The 18,568-nt window shown below is 56.9% G+C and carries 18 protein-coding genes; 4 read left to right on the top strand and 14 right to left on the bottom strand.

The window, feature by feature from the left end; genetic code table 11:
* Positions 1–5 precede the first annotated feature (5 nt).
* The 14 genes from HB680_RS06295 to rpmH form a co-directional block, all read right to left on the bottom strand.
* The gene (locus tag HB680_RS06295; RefSeq protein WP_054048159.1) at positions 6–542 is read right to left on the bottom strand and encodes a F0F1 ATP synthase subunit delta; all 537 of its coding nucleotides are present in this window, start codon (positions 540–542) and stop codon (positions 6–8) included.
* A 12-nt stretch (positions 543–554) separates the two neighbouring features.
* Positions 555–1,025 (bottom strand): F0F1 ATP synthase subunit B, encoded by a 471-nt coding sequence (locus HB680_RS06290; RefSeq protein WP_007948090.1) that lies wholly within the window; start codon positions 1,023–1,025, stop codon positions 555–557.
* Between the two features lie 56 nt (positions 1,026–1,081).
* Entirely contained in the window at positions 1,082–1,339 is a 258-nt protein-coding gene (gene atpE / locus HB680_RS06285) for a F0F1 ATP synthase subunit C (protein WP_002555987.1), read from the bottom strand.
* A 134-nt stretch (positions 1,340–1,473) separates the two neighbouring features.
* Positions 1,474–2,343: a F0F1 ATP synthase subunit A gene (gene atpB, locus HB680_RS06280; protein WP_213937708.1), complete on the bottom strand. Its 870-nt coding sequence runs from the start codon at positions 2,341–2,343 to the stop codon at positions 1,474–1,476.
* Positions 2,344–2,359: 16 nt separating this feature from the next.
* Positions 2,360–2,767 carry a F0F1 ATP synthase subunit I gene (locus tag HB680_RS06275; RefSeq protein ID WP_213937707.1) on the bottom strand — a complete coding sequence of 136 codons (408 nt, stop codon included), beginning with the start codon at positions 2,765–2,767 and terminating at the stop codon, positions 2,360–2,362.
* 148 nt (positions 2,768–2,915) lie between these two features.
* Positions 2,916–3,788 (bottom strand): ParB/RepB/Spo0J family partition protein, encoded by an 873-nt coding sequence (locus HB680_RS06270; protein ID WP_213937706.1) that lies wholly within the window; start codon positions 3,786–3,788, stop codon positions 2,916–2,918.
* A 9-nt stretch (positions 3,789–3,797) separates the two neighbouring features.
* Positions 3,798–4,595 carry a ParA family protein gene (locus tag HB680_RS06265; protein WP_123515492.1) on the bottom strand — a complete coding sequence of 266 codons (798 nt, stop codon included), beginning with the start codon at positions 4,593–4,595 and terminating at the stop codon, positions 3,798–3,800.
* Positions 4,596–4,613: 18 nt separating this feature from the next.
* Positions 4,614–5,258 (bottom strand): 16S rRNA (guanine(527)-N(7))-methyltransferase RsmG, encoded by a 645-nt coding sequence (gene rsmG, locus HB680_RS06260; protein WP_213937705.1) that lies wholly within the window; start codon positions 5,256–5,258, stop codon positions 4,614–4,616.
* Complete coding sequence (mnmG, locus tag HB680_RS06255) at positions 5,255–7,153, bottom strand: tRNA uridine-5-carboxymethylaminomethyl(34) synthesis enzyme MnmG (RefSeq protein WP_213937704.1); 1,899 nt, start codon at positions 7,151–7,153, stop codon at positions 5,255–5,257. Before mnmG ends, rsmG begins: the two co-directional genes overlap by 4 nt.
* A 550-nt stretch (positions 7,154–7,703) precedes the next feature.
* Entirely contained in the window at positions 7,704–9,074 is a 1,371-nt protein-coding gene (mnmE, locus tag HB680_RS06250; RefSeq protein ID WP_213937703.1) for a tRNA uridine-5-carboxymethylaminomethyl(34) synthesis GTPase MnmE, read from the bottom strand.
* A 79-nt stretch (positions 9,075–9,153) separates the two neighbouring features.
* Positions 9,154–10,842, bottom strand: coding sequence for a membrane protein insertase YidC (gene yidC / locus HB680_RS06245; RefSeq protein ID WP_213937702.1), 1,689 nt, complete (start codon positions 10,840–10,842; stop codon positions 9,154–9,156).
* A gap of 2 nt (positions 10,843–10,844) precedes the next feature.
* Positions 10,845–11,090 carry a membrane protein insertion efficiency factor YidD gene (gene yidD, locus HB680_RS06240; RefSeq protein ID WP_080761984.1) on the bottom strand — a complete coding sequence of 82 codons (246 nt, stop codon included), beginning with the start codon at positions 11,088–11,090 and terminating at the stop codon, positions 10,845–10,847.
* On the bottom strand, positions 11,083–11,484 hold the full coding sequence (gene rnpA, locus HB680_RS06235) for a ribonuclease P protein component (RefSeq protein ID WP_054048735.1): 402 nt from the start codon (positions 11,482–11,484) through the stop codon (positions 11,083–11,085). The genes yidD and rnpA overlap by 8 nt, the downstream gene beginning before the upstream one ends.
* Positions 11,485–11,500: 16 nt before the next feature.
* Positions 11,501–11,635 carry a 50S ribosomal protein L34 gene (rpmH, locus tag HB680_RS06230; protein ID WP_003213577.1) on the bottom strand — a complete coding sequence of 45 codons (135 nt, stop codon included), beginning with the start codon at positions 11,633–11,635 and terminating at the stop codon, positions 11,501–11,503.
* A gap of 567 nt (positions 11,636–12,202) precedes the next feature.
* Here rpmH and dnaA point away from each other — a divergent pair.
* The 4 genes from dnaA to gyrB are packed head-to-tail and all read left to right on the top strand — an operon-like array spanning position 12,203 to position 18,419.
* A complete protein-coding gene (gene dnaA, locus HB680_RS06225; RefSeq protein ID WP_213937701.1) occupies positions 12,203–13,723 on the top strand; it encodes a chromosomal replication initiator protein DnaA in 1,521 nt (506 codons plus the stop codon).
* A 39-nt stretch (positions 13,724–13,762) separates the two neighbouring features.
* Entirely contained in the window at positions 13,763–14,866 is a 1,104-nt protein-coding gene (dnaN, locus tag HB680_RS06220; RefSeq protein WP_054048133.1) for a DNA polymerase III subunit beta, read from the top strand.
* Positions 14,867–14,886: 20 nt separating this feature from the next.
* Positions 14,887–15,990 carry a DNA replication/repair protein RecF gene (gene recF, locus HB680_RS06215; RefSeq protein ID WP_213937700.1) on the top strand — a complete coding sequence of 368 codons (1,104 nt, stop codon included), beginning with the start codon at positions 14,887–14,889 and terminating at the stop codon, positions 15,988–15,990.
* A 5-nt stretch (positions 15,991–15,995) separates the two neighbouring features.
* The gene (gene gyrB, locus HB680_RS06210; protein WP_213937699.1) at positions 15,996–18,419 is read left to right on the top strand and encodes a DNA topoisomerase (ATP-hydrolyzing) subunit B; all 2,424 of its coding nucleotides are present in this window, start codon (positions 15,996–15,998) and stop codon (positions 18,417–18,419) included.
* Positions 18,420–18,568: the final 149 nt, after the last annotated feature.

Below are 18,568 nucleotides of genomic sequence, written 5' to 3'. Positions count from 1 at the left end.
CAAACTCAAGATTTCAATGCTTCGGCAAGGCTTGCGAGTTTTCCGCGAACCGAGCCATCGATAACCAGGTCGCCGGCGCGGATGACAATGCCCCCAATAAGGGATTTGTCTTCCTCGACTTGCAGGCGCACTTCCCGGTTGAGTCGTGCACTGAGAACCTTGGCGAGTTTGTCTTGCTGTTCTTGGTTCAATGCAAAAGCACTGGTCACTTCAACGTCTACCGACTTCTCTTGTTCGGCCTTGTACAGGTCAAACAGAGCGGATATCTCCGGCAAAAGCGGGAGACGGTCGTTTTCGGAAACGACGTTGATGAAGTTCTGTGCCTTGGCATCAAACTTGTCGCCGCACACGTCAATAAACGTGGCGGCCTTGTCTGCGCTCGTCAGTCGCGGGGCCTTGAGCACGCGCTGCATGGTGTCGTCTTGCGACACTGCTGCAGCCAGGCCGAGCATGGCTGACCAAGAGGCCAGTTGCTGGTGGGCCTGGGCGTGCTCGAAGGCTGCCTTAGCGTAAGGTCGGGCCAACGTGGTCAATTCTGCCATGATCGCCCTCGCTTAAATTTCAGCAGCCAGTTTGTTTACCAGCTCCGCGTGCGCGTTTTGATCGATTGTGGAACCCAGGATCTTCTCGGCGCCAGAGACTGCCAGGCTACCCAGTTGGGCACGCAGCGCGTCTTTGACACTGTTCAGTTCCTGCTCGATCTCGGCCTGAGCCTGAACCTTCACACGGTCAGCGTCGATACGGGCTTTTTCAACAGCCTCTTCAACGATCTGGTTACCGCGTTTCTTGGCTTGCTCAATGATTTCAGCTGCCTGAGCCTTAGCTTCGCGCAGTTGTTGACCCGCTTTATCTTGGGCCAACTCCAGGTCGCGAGCTGCTCGGGCGGCAGCGTCCAGTCCATCCGCGATCTTCTTCTGACGTTCGTGCAAAGCCGCGATGACCGGAGGCCACACGAACTTCATGCAAAACAGTACAAAAATGAAGAACGCAACGGACTGGCCAATCAGGGTTGCATTAATGTTCACGCCAACACCTCGCTCGTTCGTTGCACATCAAACCAATCACTCGAAGGTTCGAGTGATTAGCCAGCGAGTTGACCAACGAATGGGTTCGCGAAGGTGAAGAACAGAGCGATACCAACACCGATCATGGTTACGGCGTCGAGCAGACCGGCAACGATGAACATTTTGACTTGCAGCATTGGAACCATTTCTGGCTGACGCGCTGCGCCTTCCAGGAACTTGCCGCCCAACAGGCCGAAACCAATTGCGGTACCCAGTGCGCCCAGGCCGATCAACAGTGCAACAGCGATAGCGGTTAGACCAACTACAGTTTCCATCTTTCCTCCCGACTTTTACGTCGTATGGTTTAGGTTTTTTAGATTTTAAAGCGGTAAAACAAATCGTTTCATAAGCCCTGTTCGGGCACCCACTCGTTTGACCGAGTGGGACATCAGACTAGTCGAGACTGGTCTTAATGGTTCTCTTCGTGCGCCATCGACAAGTAAACGATGGTCAGCATCATGAAGATAAACGCCTGCAGGGTGATGATCAGGATGTGGAACACAGCCCACGCCCACTGCAGAACTACACCCAGGCCGCTAAGCCAGAGCAGACCACTGCCGAACATCACAGCAATCAGAATGAAGACCAGCTCGCCGGCATACATGTTGCCGAACAGACGCAGTGCCAGGGAGATCGGCTTGGCGATCAGTGTCACGAACTCCAGCAGGAAGTTCACCGGGATCAGCAGGGCTTGAACGAGGATGTTCTTGCTGCCGAACGGGTGCAGGGTCAGTTCGCCGATGAAGCCGCCGATGCCCTTGACCTTGATGCTGTAGAAAATGATCAACGCGAACACCGACAGGGCCATGCCCAGGGTAGCGTTCGGGTCAGTGGTCGATACGGCACGGAATGGAATGTGCGAATCGCCAGTGATCAGGATGGCCAGGTGAGGAATCCAGTCGACCGGGATCAGGTCGACGGCGTTCATCAGGAAGACCCAGACGAAGATAGTCAGTGCCAGCGGTGCAATCACCGGGCTACGACCATGGAAGCTGTCTTTCACGCTGCCATCGACGAATTCGACCAATACTTCAACGAAGTTCTGCAAAGCACCCGGTTGACCCGACGTCGCCTTCTTTGCCGCCATGCGGAAAATCAGAACGAAGATCAGACCCAACGCGACCGACCAGCCGAGGGTATCGACGTGGAAAGCCCAGAAGCCCATTTCTTTGGCCTCTGCTGCGGTGTGGGCAAAGCCCCAGCCGCCGGTAGGATGCTGACCGAAGGTCAGGTTCTGCAAGTGGTGCTGGATATAGCCCGAAGCGGTTGTCTCTGCCATGGTTGCCTCAAACGCCCTAAGGTCTCGAAAGTCTTGTTCTCATCAGCAGGGGCGAAAACCAGCTGACCAGTTGGGTCAACACGAAGACGCCGAATACAGCTAGCGGCGCCAGTGGCTTCACACCTGCAAACGTCAATGCAAAGAGCACTGCCGTCAGAATTAATTTGCCCGCCTCGCCAGCATAAAAAGACCGGACGATGGCTTGAGCTGCTCGGGCGCCGGAAAACCGAAATGCCCTGTGAGCGAAATAAACATTGGGTAACAAGGCTATCAGGCCTCCGCAGAGTCCTGAGTACCCGGCAACGACTCCGTACCATTGCCACAGCGCCAAAGCGGCAATGAGCAAAACGATAAATTGAGCCATTAACACCGGAAAAACTGCCAGGCGATGGAACGGCAAGCGGTTTGGCGTGCGTGTTTCCATCACTTTTACTCCCCAATGGTCGGCTGCCAGAATTCAATAACTTGGCATAATTTGTGCCGACAAAATGCGCGCAGAGTATAGGGGCGGTTCAGCCCCTATTCAACTGTCAGGTAGTGATTTCCGACTGCGCGCTACATGAGGAAATGTTTCAGCGAATGTGTGCAAGCACGCCTTGAAGCTCGTCGAGAGAGTTGTAACCAATCACTAACTGCCCTTTGCCTTTCTTTCCGTGGCGAATCTGCACCGCAGAGCCTAGGCGCTCAGCCAGGCGCTGCTCGAGACGGGCAATATCCGGGTCCGGTTTTGCAGGTTCCACGGGCTCCGGTTTGCCACTCAACCACTGGCGAACCAGTGCCTCAGTCTGGCGCACGGTCAGCCCACGTGCGACAACATGTCGCGCCCCTTCAACCTGTTGATTCTCCGGCAAACCGAGCAAAGCACGTGCATGACCCATTTCCAGGTCGCCGTGGGACAGCATGGTTTTGATAACTTCCGGCAACGCGATCAAGCGTAGCAGGTTCGCCACGGTTACCCGGGATTTGCCCACGGCTTCGGCGACTTGTTGCTGAGTCAGCTGGAACTCCTGCTGCAAACGCTGCAGGGCGACCGCTTCTTCGATCGGATTGAGGTCTTCGCGCTGAATGTTTTCGATCAGCGCCATGGCGATGGCGGTTTCATCCGGCACATCGCGCACCATCGCCGGGATGGTTTCCTGGCCAGCCTGCTGGCTGGCACGCCAGCGGCGTTCGCCGGCGATGATTTCGAAACGACCGCTGCCGATCGGGCGGACCACAATCGGCTGCATCACGCCCTGGGCCTTGATCGACAACGCCAGTTCTTCGAGCGCCTGCGGGTCCATGTCCCGACGCGGCTGATACTTGCCGCGCTGGATCAGGTCCAGGGGCAGGTGTTGCAGCTCACGCTGATCGGCTTGTACCGCTTGCTCTTCGAGCGAGCTGACAGTCGGACCACTCAGCAGTGCATCCAGTCCACGTCCGAGACCTCGTTTCTTGACGGCCATGGGGATTCCTTAAGTTGCCTGAGCGGCGGCGGTGCGTGAGTTTTTGCGTTGACGGCGAACCAGTTCGCCGGCCAATGCCAGGTAAGCGATGGCGCCCCGCGATGTTTTGTCGTACGCCAGCGCTGGCATGCCATAGCTTGGCGCTTCGGCAAGGCGGATGTTGCGTGGAATCACGGTGTCGTAGAGCTGCTCGCCGAAGTGTTCCTTGAGCTGGGCCGAGACATCGTTCATCAGGCTCAGGCGCGGGTCGTACATGGTCCGCAACAGGCCTTCGACTTTCAGGTTCGGGTTCAGCAATTCGGCGATGCGCTTGATGTTATCCACAAGGTCGCTCAAACCTTCCAGCGCGAAGTACTCGCACTGCATGGGGATAATCACCCCATCGGCGGCTACCAACGCGTTCAGAGTCAGCATCGACAGCGACGGCGGGCAGTCGATCAAAATGTAATCGTAGTTTTCACGGATCGGCGCCAACGCGCTGCGCAGACGACTTTCCTTCATCTGCATTTCCAGCAGAACCACTTCGGCGGCCGTCAAATCGCGGTTGGCCGGCAACAACTGGTAACCACCGTGCTCGGAGAAGTGCATGGCCTGAGCCAGGTCGCACTCACCGATCAACAGGTCGTAGACCGAGTTCTCCAGGCCGTGTTTATCCACACCGCTACCCATGGTGGCGTTGCCCTGTGGATCGAGATCAATCAACAGCACCCGACGCTTGGTAGCGACCAGGGAAGCTGCGAGGTTGATGCAGGTGGTGGTCTTGCCCACACCACCCTTTTGGTTCGCTATCGCGAATACCTTAGCCATTCTTGCTTGTGTTCCCAATCATGCCGTGCGGCGCAGTATCAGCAGATGGCGTTGGCCTTGGCAACCGGGTACGGCCAGGGCGTGTTCGCTATCGAGGTGGAAGTCTGCCGGCAATGCTACCAGCTCATCGGCGGGATGAACGCCCTTCATTGCCAGCCAACGTGTATCGCGGTCGCCGAGGTGGCGCGTCCAGTTGCTGAAGTTTTCCATGCTGCTGAAAGCCCGGGAGATGATCCCGTTGAAGGGCTGTTCTGGCTGAAAACTTTCAACGCGACTGTGGATAACTTGCAGGTTATCGAGTTTGAGTTCGAGTTTGACCTGGGTCAGGAAGCGGGTTTTCTTGCCGTTGCTGTCCAGGCAGGTGACCTGGGACTCTGGAAACAGGATCGCCAACGGAATACCCGGCATGCCGCCACCGCTGCCAACGTCCAGCCAGCGGCCGTTTTCCACAAACGACATCACGCTCAAGCTGTCGAGCAGGTGACGGGACACCATTTCGTCCGGATCGCGTACGGCGGTCAGGTTGTAGGCCTTGTTCCATTTGATCAACAGGGCCAGATAACCCAGCAGCAACGTGTGCTGGGCTTCTGTCAGGGTGACACCGAGCTGGCGAGCACCTGTGGATAACTCTTCGGCATGTTGCGAGGTGACCAACGAACTCAAGCGCTTTGCTCCAACTGACGGCCCGCGCCGCGTTTTTTCAAATGAATCATCAACAGCGAAATCGCTGCCGGGGTCACGCCCGGGATACGCGACGCCTGGCCCAGGGTTTCCGGACGGGTCGCACCGAGCTTGCTCTGGATCTCTTTGGAGAGACCGGAAATGTTCGTGTAATCGATATCCACAGGCAGTTTTGTATCTTCGCTGGCCCGCAGACGAACGATTTCATCCTGCTGGCGATCGATGTAGCCGGCGTATTTGGTCTTGATTTCGACCTGCTCGGCGACCTGTGGATCTTCTGCACCACCGCCTGTCACGGCGATCAGACCAGCGTAGTCGATTTCCGGACGGCTCAAGAGGTTGAGCAAGTTGTATTCGTGGGTCAGCGGCGTGCCAAACTTTTCGGAAATCGCATCGCCCTGCTCGGTGCCCGGGCGAACCCAGGTACTTTTCAGGCGCTGCTCTTCCAGATCGATGCTTTCGCGTTTCTTGCAGAACGCCGCCCAACGCGCGTCATCCACCAAACCGAGTTCGCGACCTTTTTCGGTGAGACGCAGGTCAGCGTTGTCTTCGCGCAGGATCAGGCGGTATTCGGCCCGGGACGTGAACATCCGGTACGGTTCCTGGGTACCCAGGGTAATCAGGTCGTCGACCAGCACGCCGATGTACGCCTCATCGCGACGCGGGCACCAGGCGTCTTTGCCCTGTGCACGCAGTGCGGCGTTGGCCCCAGCCAGCAAACCCTGGGCGCCGGCTTCTTCGTAACCGGTGGTGCCGTTGATTTGCCCGGCGAAGAACAGGCCGGCAATGACTTTGGTTTCCAGGCTGTACTTCAGGTCACGCGGATTGAAGTAGTCGTACTCGATGGCGTAGCCCGGACGCACGATGTGCGCGTTTTCCATGCCGCGGATCGATTGCACGATCTGCAACTGCACGTCGAACGGCAAGGATGTGGATATCCCGTTCGGGTACAGCTCGTGGGTGGTCAAACCTTCCGGTTCGATGAAGACCTGATGGCTTTCCTTGTCGGCAAAGCGATGGATCTTGTCTTCGATCGACGGGCAATAACGCGGGCCGATGCCTTCGATCAGCCCGGCATCGGAATACATCGGCGAACGGTCGAGGTTCGCGGCAATGATTTCGTGGGTGCGGGCGTTGGTGTGGGTAATCCAGCAGCTGACCTGTTTCGGGTGCTGCTCTTTGGAGCCCATGAACGACATCACCGGGATCGGCGTATCGCCTGCTTGCTCGGTCATCACCGAGAAATCCACAGAACGACCGTCGATACGCGGCGGCGTACCGGTTTTCAAGCGACCAACGCGCAATGGCAATTCACGCAAGCGGTGAGCCAGGGCAATCGATGGCGGATCACCGGCGCGACCGCCGGAATAATTCTGCATGCCGATGTGGATAAGTCCACCGAGGAAGGTGCCAGTGGTCAACACCACGGAATCGGCGAAGAAACGCAGGCCCATTTGGGTGACAACACCGCGCACCGTTTCCTGTTCGACGATCAGGTCATCGGCGGCTTGTTGAAATATCCACAGGTTCGGCTGGTTTTCCAGGGCTTCGCGGACAGCGGCCTTGTACAGAACCCGGTCGGCTTGAGCGCGAGTCGCTCGCACGGCCGGGCCTTTGCGGCTGTTCAACACGCGAAACTGGATACCACCCTTGTCGGTAGCCATGGCCATCGCGCCGCCGAGGGCGTCGATTTCCTTGACCAAGTGGCTTTTGCCAATCCCGCCAATGGCAGGGTTGCAACTCATGGCACCGAGGGTTTCCACGTTATGCGTCAGCAACAGGGTTTTTGCCCCCATACGTGCTGACGCCAGTGCTGCCTCGGTACCGGCATGACCGCCGCCGATGACGATCACTTCAAAACGGGAAGGGAAATCCACCACGCACCTCGTGCCTGCTTCAGTTAGGTAATCCGGAATAGGTTGGTCACAGGTTTTTGGACCTGGTCGGCAAGTATAGGGACTTCGCCCTTCCTAAAGAACCCTTTGCACAAAATTTAACCAGCTGTGGAGAAGTCGGGGTTATAGAAATTAAAAAGAGAGAAATTTATTAAATCTTTGTTTTTATGTTTATTTCTACTGAGCACCCTTTCTGTGGATAGATCTATATAAGCCTTTATATTCGGTATGTACAGAGATTCAAAACCCTGTGGTCATGTGCCAAGGAGGCCCTTGGATAACCGGTGTAAGCCTGTGGATGAAAGGGGTGGTTATCCACAGAGGGGTTTATCTTCAGTTTTAAGGCCCTGTTATCAACTGCCCTTAGTGGCACTTATTCACAGGGCTTAATTTACAGAAAAGCTTCGAAAAGACGAATTCCAGGCACGGAAAATCCACTCAAGCAGAAAGAATCTGCTCGGCACTGGGGAAAGTTTCAGAAAAGGAGGGAACAGACAGGCGCGAACGGCCTGTCTGTGAACAACGGAAAGGACTATTTACCGATACAGAAGCTGGAAAAGATCCGTCCCAGCAGGTCATCGGAGCTGAAGGCACCGGTGATTTCGCCTAAAGAGTGCTGCGCCTGACGCAGATCTTCAGCCAATAGCTCGCCGGCACCTGCCAACGTCAGCTGTGCACGACCATGCTCGAGGGAGGCACTGGCATGTCGCAACGCCTCCAGGTGGCGCCGACGTGCGCTGAAGCTGCTTTCGGAGGTCTGCTCGTAGCCCATGCAGGTCTTGAGGTGTTCGCGCAACAACTCAAGGCCCTCGCCCGCAGACTTGGCACTCAAGCTGATGGTGACATGGCCATCGTCGCTGACTTCCAGGGCAATCGCTTCACCGGTCAGGTCTGCCTTGTTACGGATCAGCGTGACTTTGGCCGGGTCAGGTCGGGTTTCCAGGAATTCCGGCCACAAGGCAAACGGATCAAGGGCTTCCGGTGCGGTGGCATCCACCACCAACAACACCCGATCCGCTTCGCCGATGGCTTTCAATGCTCGCTCAACACCGATTTTCTCCACCTGGTCATCGGTATCCCGCAGGCCTGCAGTGTCGACCACGTGCAACGGCATGCCGTCGATATGGATATGTTCGCGAAGAATGTCCCGGGTGGTGCCGGCGATTTCGGTAACGATCGCTGCTTCTCGGCCGGCCAAGGCGTTCAAGAGGCTGGATTTACCGGCGTTCGGCCGACCGGCGATCACCACATTCATTCCGTCCCGCAACAAGGCACCCTGCCCGGCTTCGCGAAGGACTGTGGATAATTCGTCGCGGACCTTGTCGAGCATGCTCAGCACGTGGCCATCGGCGAGGAAGTCGATTTCTTCTTCCGGGAAATCGATGGCGGCCTCGACGTAAATACGCAGGCCGATCAATTGTTCGGTGAGGTTATGCACACGCTGGGAAAACGCACCTTGCAAGGAACGCAGGGCATTGCGCGCAGCCTGTGCAGAACTGGCTTCGATCAAATCGGCAATCGCCTCGGCCTGGGCCAGGTCGAGTTTGTCGTTGAGGAAAGCGCGTTCGCTGAATTCACCCGGCCGGGCCAAGCGGCAACCCAGTTCCAGGCAACGCTTGAGCAGCATATCCAGCACGATAGGACCGCCGTGGCCCTGGAGTTCCAGCACATCTTCGCCGGTGAACGAGTTCGGACCCGGGAAATATAATGCGATGCCTTCGTCCAGCACCTCTTCGTTTTCACTGAGGAACGGGCCGTAATGGGCATAGCGCGGTTTCAGGTCGCGACCGCTGATGGCTTTGGCCGCCACACTCGCCAGCGGCCCGGAAATACGGACGATGCCTACACCGCCGCGACCTTGAGCGGTGGCGACGGCTGCGATGGTTTCACGAGGAACGCTCATAAACCGGTATCCAGACAAAAGTGACAGATAGCAAAACGCCCCACTAGGGGGCGTTTTGAGTGGTTATCCACAGAGTAAGTTACGCAGCCGCTTTTTTGGTAGCCGCTTCGATCTTACGCGTGATGTACCACTGTTGGCTGATGGACAGGCAGTTGTTGACTACCCAGTACAGCACCAGACCCGCCGGGAACCACAGGAAGAAAAAGGTGAAGATGATTGGCATCAGCTTCATCACCTTGGCCTGCATCGGATCCGGAGGTGTTGGGTTCAACCGCTGCTGGATGAACATGGTTGCACCCATGATGATCGGCAGAATGAAGAACGGATCCTTGATCGACAGGTCAGTAATCCACAACATGAACGGCGCTTGGCGCATTTCCACGCTTTCCAGCAGAACCCAGTACAGCGAAAGGAAAACCGGCATCTGCACCAGGATTGGCAAGCAGCCGCCCAGTGGATTGATCTTCTCTTTCTTGTACAGCTCCATCATGGCTTGGGACATTTTCTGCCGGTCGTCGCCATGTTGCTCTTTCAGCGCGGCCAGTTTCGGTGCCACTGCACGCATGCGCGCCATGGATTTGTAGCTGGCAGCCGACAGAGGGAAGAAAAGCCCCTTGATCAGCATGGTCAGGAAGATGATCGACCAGCCCCAGTTACCGACAATCGCGTGGATGTGTTGCAGCAGCCAGAAGATTGGCTGGGCAATGAACCACAAAATGCCGTAGTCGACGGTCAATTCCAGACCTGGGGACAACTCTTTCAGCACAGCCTGGCTTTTCGGGCCAGCGTACAGGACGGCGCTGACTTCACCTTTGGCACCTGGCGCAACGGTCACTGCCGGAGCGGTGTAACCGATGATGTAGTTGCCTTTGCTGTCTTTACGGGTCTGGACGACATTGTTTTCGCCCTTCGCCGGAATCCAAGCGGTCACGAAGTAGTGTTGCAACCAGGCAACCCAACCACCGTTGACGGTTTCTTTCAGCTGAGCCTTGTCCATGTCCTTCATCGACACTTTCTTGTACGGCTCGTTACTTGTCCACAGGGCTGCGCCCAGGTAAGTCGCGGTGCCGGTGGCAGTGCTGGAAGAAGGATCGGAGCTGGCGTCGCGCTTGAGCTGGGCGAACATCGCACCCGACCAAGGCTTGGCACTTTCGTTGTCGATCAGGTAGGAAACGGTTACGTCATACAAGCCACGTTTCACGGTGAAACGCTTGATGTAGTTGACGCCGTCCTTGCTGAACTTCAGGTCCACGACCAATTGGTCCTGACCGTCAGCCAGTTGGTAGATCTTCTTCTCCGAGGCGTAAACCGGGCGACCGGTTGGACTTGCGTCCGGACCGTCGGTGCCGATCAAACCGCTCTGGGCCAGATAAGTCCGCTCGTTGCCGTTATCGAACAGCTGGAATGGAATTTCCGGATGGTCTTGGCGACGTGGATACAGCGGCAACGTCAGTTGGGCAACATCGCCACCTTGTGGATCGATAGCCAGGTTGAGCACATCCGTTTTGATCTGGATGAGGTCTTTGCTTACAGCTACTGGTGTTTCAGCAGGTGCAGTGGCGCTGGTATCACTTGCGGCGCGTGGAATGTCGTCACTGACAGAAGCATTATTGCCAGTCGCCGTGTCCGGTAGGCCCGGTGCGGTAGTACTGGAAGCAACATTCTGAGTCGGCAGGGCAGCCTGGCCATAGTCCTGGTTCCATTTAAGAACCATAACGTAGGACACGATTGCCAGGGCGACGATCAGGATCGTGCGTTTGATATCCATGATTACTCGGCCATCGAAGAAGAACGGGAGGTAGGGATAGGCGGAACCGGGTCATAACCACCGGGATTCCACGGATGACAGCGACCTAAACGACGAAAGGCCAGCCAGCCACCGCGCAGAAGGCCATGATTTTCTATGGCTTCATACGCGTAGCAGGAACAACTGGGGTAGAAACGACAGTGACTGGCCATCAGGGGACTAATGGCGTAGCGATAAAACTGGATCGGAACGAGTGCCAGTTTACGCATCGGTACTGTCTACCCCTACAGTTTCGGTTTTGACTGCTGGTACCGGCGTGCTGCGTGCCAGACGCTTCCAGAGTTTGCCGAAATGCTGAATCAATTCGGGGTTTTCTACGTCGCCCAAACCTTTGCGCGCGACGATAACTATGTCCCAACCGACCAGTGAATCCTGGTTCAGGCGAAACGATTCGCGCATCAGACGTTTGAGGCGATTGCGCTCGACGGAGAGCTTTACGCTCTTTTTCCCGATAACCAGCCCGAGACGGGGGTGATCAAGATCGTTGTTGCGCGCAAGGAGCAGGAGGTTTTTCCCCGGAACCTTGCCGGTAGGGGAGTCAAAGACTGCTTTGAAATGCCGGGGCGTAAGCAAACGCTTGTCCCGACTGAAGTCCTGACTCACCTCCAGTGCCGGATTATCAAACTGCCAGACGCGCACGACCTTTGGCGCGACGACGCGACAGGACGGCACGACCGTTTTTGGTAGCCATGCGAGCACGGAAACCGTGGGTACGAGCGCGTTTGATAGTGCTTGGTTGGAAAGTACGTTTCATTGTCGTGTTACCTGGTTCGTCCACAACGGGCCGGAATGGCCCCCGTTTTAAGAGACCGGGGATTCTAGAGAAAGCAAGCCTCTAGGTCAATTTCCAACCAACGTTTCCTTATAAATAGATCTCCAGGGGCTTTCTCGTTTGGCTCGCCTTCGCTAGATATAGAAATAAAGAAGGGAATTATTTAAAGCTTTTCTGTAAAGCTTATAAAAGCTAGGAGCACGATCATCTGTGGATAACTGCCTTAAGCCCTTCTAGCTCGTGCTGTACAGAGAATGACAACTACAGTGGAAAACGGTGGTCAGCCTGTGCTGCACTGTCGGATAAGCTGTGTGTGGAATGGCTAGTTATCCACAGGCCAGTTATCCACCGAGTTTGCCCCCCACTTGTCCAGTGCCCTCATGGGCGGTTATCCACAGAGCTTATGCACATACCACTGGTCGCCTTTTTATGGGTTAACGCATTGATAAATCATGGCCTGCGCGCAACCTGCATGTGGATAAGTGGGCGTCTGGCCGCTACAATGGCCGCTTGTTTTTGCCTCACCGGCTTTCAACTTAGGGGATATCCGTGTCAGTGGAACTTTGGCAGCAGTGCGTGGAGCTTTTGCGCGAAGAGCTGCCTGCCCAACAATTCAACACTTGGATCCGTCCACTACAGGTCGAAGCCGAAGGCGACGAGTTGCGTGTCTACGCACCGAATCGTTTTGTTCTCGACTGGGTCAACGAAAAGTACCTGGGCCGCGTCCTCGAACTGCTGGATGAGCACGGCAACGGCATGGCGCCGGCGCTGTCCTTATTAATAGGCAGCAAACGCAGTTCGGCACCACGCGCGGCACCTAATGCCCCGCTGGCCGCCGCCGCCTCCCAGGCGCAAGCCGCACAGGCACCGGTCAGCGCACCAGCCCCTGCCCCGGCCTCCACCCAGACCAAACGTGCCACACACAAAGTTGCCGAAGTCAGTGAAGAGCCGTCCCGCGACAGCTTCGACCCGATGGCCGGCGCCAGTTCGCAACAGGCCCCGGTCCGCGCCGAACAGCGCACCGTGCAGGTCGAAGGCGCGCTCAAGCACACCAGCTACCTGAACCGCACCTTTACCTTCGAGAATTTCGTCGAGGGTAAGTCCAACCAGTTGGCCCGGGCCGCAGCCTGGCAGGTGGCGGATAACCCGAAGCACGGCTACAACCCGCTCTTCCTTTATGGTGGCGTTGGCTTGGGTAAGACCCACTTGATGCATGCTGTGGGTAACCATCTATTAAAGAAGAATCCCAATGCCAAGGTCGTGTACCTGCATTCCGAGCGTTTCGTGGCCGACATGGTCAAGGCGCTGCAACTGAACGCGATCAACGAATTCAAGCGCTTCTACCGTTCAGTGGATGCTTTGCTGATCGATGACATTCAGTTCTTCGCCCGCAAGGAACGTTCCCAGGAAGAGTTTTTCCACACCTTTAACGCCCTGCTTGAAGGTGGTCAGCAGGTCATTCTCACCAGTGACCGCTACCCGAAAGAAATCGAAGGCCTCGAAGAGCGCCTCAAGTCCCGTTTCGGCTGGGGCCTGACGGTGGCCGTCGAGCCGCCGGAGCTGGAAACCCGCGTGGCGATTCTGATGAAAAAGGCCGACCAGGCCAAAGTCGATCTGCCCCACGATGCGGCGTTCTTCATTGCCCAGCGTATTCGCTCCAACGTCCGTGAGCTGGAAGGCGCGCTTAAACGCGTGATCGCCCACTCGCACTTCATGGGCCGCGACATCACCATCGAGCTGATCCGCGAATCCCTGAAAGACTTGTTGGCGCTGCAAGACAAGCTGGTCTCTGTGGATAACATTCAGCGCACCGTCGCCGAGTACTACAAGATCAAGATCTCCGACCTGCTGTCCAAGCGTCGTTCACGCTCGGTCGCCCGTCCGCGTCAGGTTGCAATGGCCCTCTCCAAAGAGTTGACTAACCACAGCCTGCCGGAAATCGGCGATGTGTTTGGCGGCCGCGACCACACGACTGTTTTGCACGCCTGCCGCAAGATCAACGAACTTAAGGAATCCGACGCGGACATCCGCGAGGACTACAAGAACCTGCTGCGTACACTGACCACTTGATGAACACCAGCGCAGCTTATTAAGGCAAGGGACTAGACCATGCATTTCACCATTCAACGCGAAGCCCTGTTGAAACCCCTGCAACTGGTCGCAGGCGTCGTCGAGCGCCGACAGACCTTGCCGGTGCTCTCCAACGTGCTGCTGGTTGTCGAAGGCCAGCAGCTGTCGCTGACCGGTACCGACCTCGAAGTCGAGCTGGTCGGTCGTGTGCAACTCGAAGAGCCGGCTGATCCAGGTTCCATCACTGTGCCAGCGCGCAAGTTGATGGACATCTGCAAGAGCCTGCCGAACGACGCGCTGATCGACATCAAGGTCGATGAGCAGAAGCTCGTGGTGAAGGCCGGCCGTAGCCGCTTCACCCTGTCGACCCTGCCGGCCAACGATTTCCCGACGGTTGAAGAAGGCCCGGGTTCGCTGACCTGCAGCCTGGAGCAAAGCAAACTGCGTCGTTTGATCGAGCGCACCAGCTTCGCCATGGCCCAGCAGGACGTGCGTTACTACCTCAACGGCATGCTGCTTGAAGTGTCCGAAGGCATCATCCGCGCCGTGGCCACCGACGGTCACCGTCTGGCCATGTGCTCGATGAAGGCCGATATCGGTCAGCCGGATCGCCACCAGGTGATCGTGCCGCGCAAGGGTATCCTTGAGCTGGCGCGCCTGTTGACCGAGCCGGATGGCCTGGTCAGCATCGTCCTCGGTCAACACCACATCCGCGCGACCACCGGCGAGTTCACCTTCACCTCGAAACTGGTCGACGGCAAATTCCCGGACTACGAGCGTGTTCTGCCGAAAGGCGGCGACAAACTGGTACTCGGCGATCGCCAGGCCCTGCGTGAAGCCTTCAGCCGTACCGCGATTCTGTCCAACGAGAAGTACCGCGGCATTCGTCTGCAATTAGCCAACGGTCAGTTGAAGATTCAGGCGAACAATCCGGAGCAGGAAGAAGCGGAAGAAGAAGTCGGCGTTGAGTACAACGGCGGCAATCTGGAAATCGGCTTCAACGTGAGCTACCTGCTCGACGTGTTGGGCGTGATGACCACTGAGCAGGTTCGCCTGATCCTGTCCGACTCCAACAGCAGCGCGCTGGTGCAAGAGTCCGACAACGACGACTCGGCCTACGTTGTCATGCCGATGCGTCTGTAATCATGCTCAGCAGAAGCTAGATGTCCTTAAGTCGCGTCTCGGTCACCGCGGTGCGCAATCTGCACCCGGTGACCTTCTCCCCCTCTCCCCGAATCAACATTCTTTACGGCGCCAACGGCAGCGGCAAAACCAGTGTTCTGGAAGCCATTCATCTGCTGGGGCTTGCCCGTTCGTTTCGTAGCAGCCGTCTATTACCCGTCATTCAGTACGAGCAATTGGCGTGCACGGTATTTGGTCAGGTGGAATTGGCCGAAGGTGGGCATAGCGCTTTGGGGATCTCTCGGGACCGCCAAGGCGAGTTCCAGATCCGTATAGATGGGCAGAACGCCCGCAGCGCGGCGCAACTGGCAGAGATCCTGCCGTTGCAGCTGATCAACCCGGACAGTTTCCGGCTGTTGGAGGGGGCGCCGAAGGTCCGTCGGCAGTTTCTCGACTGGGGTGTGTTCCACGTGGAACCGAGATTCATGTCCACTTGGCAGCGCTTGCAGAAGGCCCTGCGCCAGAGAAACTCTTGGCTGCGGCATGGTACACTTGACGCCGTTTCGCAAGCGGTTTGGGACAGGGAACTGTGCCAGGCCAGCGCAGAAATTGATGAATACCGCCGCGCTTATATCAAAGCCTTGAAACCAGTCTTTGAACAGACCTTGAGCGAACTGGTTGAGCTCGAGGGCTTAACGCTGAGCTACTACCGAGGTTGGGACAAAGAGCGCGAACTAAGTGCCGTGCTCGCCGGGTCCCTTCAGCGGGATCAGCAAATGGGTCATACCCAGGCCGGACCACAACGCGCTGATTTGCGTCTTAGATTGGGCGCACATAACGCCGCGGACATTTTGTCCCGGGGTCAGCAGAAGTTAGTGGTCTGTGCATTGCGGATTGCCCAGGGGCACTTGGTTAGCCAGGCCCGACGCGGCCAGTGTATTTATCTGGTGGATGACCTGCCGTCCGAACTGGACGAGCAACACCGCCGTGCGCTTTGCCGCTTGCTGGAAGACTTACGCTGCCAGGTGTTTATTACCTGTGTAGATCACGAATTATTGAGGGAAGGCTGGCAGACGGAAACGCCAGTCGCTCTGTTCCACGTGGAACAGGGCCGTATCACCCAGACCCACGACCATCGGGAGTGAAGGCATTGAGCGAAGAAAATACGAATACCTACGACTCAACGAGCATTAAAGTGCTGAAAGGCCTGGATGCCGTACGCAAACGTCCCGGTATGTACATTGGTGACACCGACGATGGTAGCGGTCTGCACCACATGGTCTTCGAGGTAGTCGACAACTCCATCGATGAAGCGCTCGCTGGCCACTGCGACGACATCAGCATTATTATCCACCCGGACGAATCCATCACCGTGCGCGACAACGGTCGTGGCATCCCGGTGGACGTGCATAAAGAAGAAGGCGTTTCCGCAGCCGAGGTCATCATGACCGTGCTGCACGCCGGCGGTAAGTTCGACGACAACTCCTACAAAGTATCCGGCGGCCTGCACGGTGTAGGTGTTTCGGTAGTGAACGCCCTGTCCGAAGAGCTTGTTCTCACGGTGCGCCGCAGCGGCAAGATCTGGGAACAGACTTACATCCACGGTGTTCCGAAAGAGCCGATGAAAATCGTCGGCGAGAGCGAAACCACCGGTACCCAGATTCACTTCAAACCGTCTGACCTGACCTTCAAGAACATCCACTTCAGCTGGGACATCCTGGCCAAGCGGATTCGCGAACTGTCCTTCCTCAACTCCGGTGTCGGCATCGTCCTCAAGGATGAGCGCAGCGGCAAGGAAGAGCTGTTCAAGTACGAAGGCGGCCTGCGTGCGTTCGTTGAATACCTGAACACCAACAAGACTCCGGTCAACCAGGTGTTCCACTTCAACATCCAGCGTGAAGACGGCATCGGCGTGGAAATCGCCCTGCAGTGGAACGACAGCTTCAACGAGAACCTGTTGTGCTTCACCAATAACATTCCACAGCGCGACGGCGGTACTCACCTGGTGGGTTTCCGTTCCGCACTGACGCGTAACCTGAACACCTACATCGAAGCGGAAGGCCTGGCGAAGAAACACAAAGTCGCCACCACCGGTGACGATGCCCGGGAAGGCCTGACCGCGATCATTTCGGTGAAAGTGCCGGATCCTAAGTTCAGTTCCCAGACCAAAGACAAGCTGGTTTCTTCCGAAGTGAAGACCGCGGTCGAACAGGAAATGGGCAAGTACTTCTCCGACTTCCTGCTGGAAAACCCGAACGAAGCCAAACTGGTCGTCGGCAAGATGATCGACGCGGCCCGTGCGCGTGAAGCGGCGCGTAAAGCCCGTGAGATGACCCGTCGTAAAGGCGCGCTGGATATCGCCGGCCTGCCGGGCAAACTGGCTGACTGCCAGGAAAAAGACCCTGCCCTGTCCGAACTGTACCTCGTGGAAGGTGACTCCGCTGGCGGTTCCGCCAAGCAGGGTCGCAACCGTCGCACCCAGGCCATCCTGCCGTTGAAAGGCAAGATCCTGAACGTCGAGAAGGCGCGCTTCGACAAGATGATCTCTTCGCAAGAAGTGGGCACCTTGATCACCGCGCTGGGTTGCGGCATCGGCCGCGACGAGTACAACATCGCCAAGCTGCGTTATCACAACATCATCATCATGACCGATGCTGACGTCGACGGTTCGCACATCCGTACTCTGCTGCTGACCTTCTTCTTCCGTCAGTTGCCGGAGCTGATTGAGCGCGGTTACATCTACATCGCCCAGCCGCCGTTGTACAAGGTCAAGAAAGGCAAGCAAGAGCAATACATCAAAGACGACGACGCCATGGAAGAGTACATGACGCAGTCGGCCCTGGAAGACGCGAGCCTGCACCTGAACGAGGACGCGCCGGGTATTTCCGGACCTGCCCTTGAGCGCCTGGTGAATGACTTCCGCCTGGTAATGAAGACCCTCAAGCGTCTGTCGCGCCTGTACCCACAGGAACTGACCGAGCACTTCATCTATCTGCCAGCGGTGAGCATGGAGCAACTGTCCGATCACGCAGCGATGCAGGATTGGATGGCTCAGTTCGAAGTGCGCCTGCGCACCGTCGAGAAGTCCGGTCTGGTGTACAAAGCCAGCCTGCGTGAAGACCGTGAACGTAACGTCTGGCTGCCAGAGGTCGAACTGATCTCCCACGGCCTGTCGAACTACATCACGTTCAACCGCGATTTCTTCGGCAGCAACGATTACAAGACCGTGGTTTCACTGGGCGCTCAACTGAGCACCTTGCTCGACGACGGCGCGTACATCCAGCGCGGCGAGCGCAAGAAGCCAGTCACCGAGTTCAAGGAAGCCCTTGAATGGCTGATGGCTGAAAGCACCAAGCGCCACACCATCCAGCGATACAAAGGTCTGGGCGAAATGAACCCGGATCAGCTGTGGGAAACCACCATGGACCCAGCCCAGCGCCGGATGCTCAAAGTGACCATCGAAGACGCCATTGGCGCGGACCAAATCTTCAACACCCTGATGGGTGATGCGGTCGAACCCCGTCGTGACTTCATCGAAAGCAATGCTCTGGCGGTTTCCAACCTGGATTTCTGATCCAGGTGTCGACTGCACATTAAATGTCACAAATGTACGGACTGGTTCCGCGCTGTCACACAAAACCCCGGCCTTCAAGCCGGGGTTTTTGTTTTAGGATCAGTCCATTAATAAGAGGGCCAGGTAGCGTAGTTCGATGAACCAGAGCA

The sequence above is a fragment of the Pseudomonas sp. dw_612 genome (assembly GCF_018449725.1).
Lineage (GTDB): Bacteria > Pseudomonadota > Gammaproteobacteria > Pseudomonadales > Pseudomonadaceae > Aquipseudomonas.
This window is presented reverse-complemented; position numbering and strand designations above follow the sequence as displayed.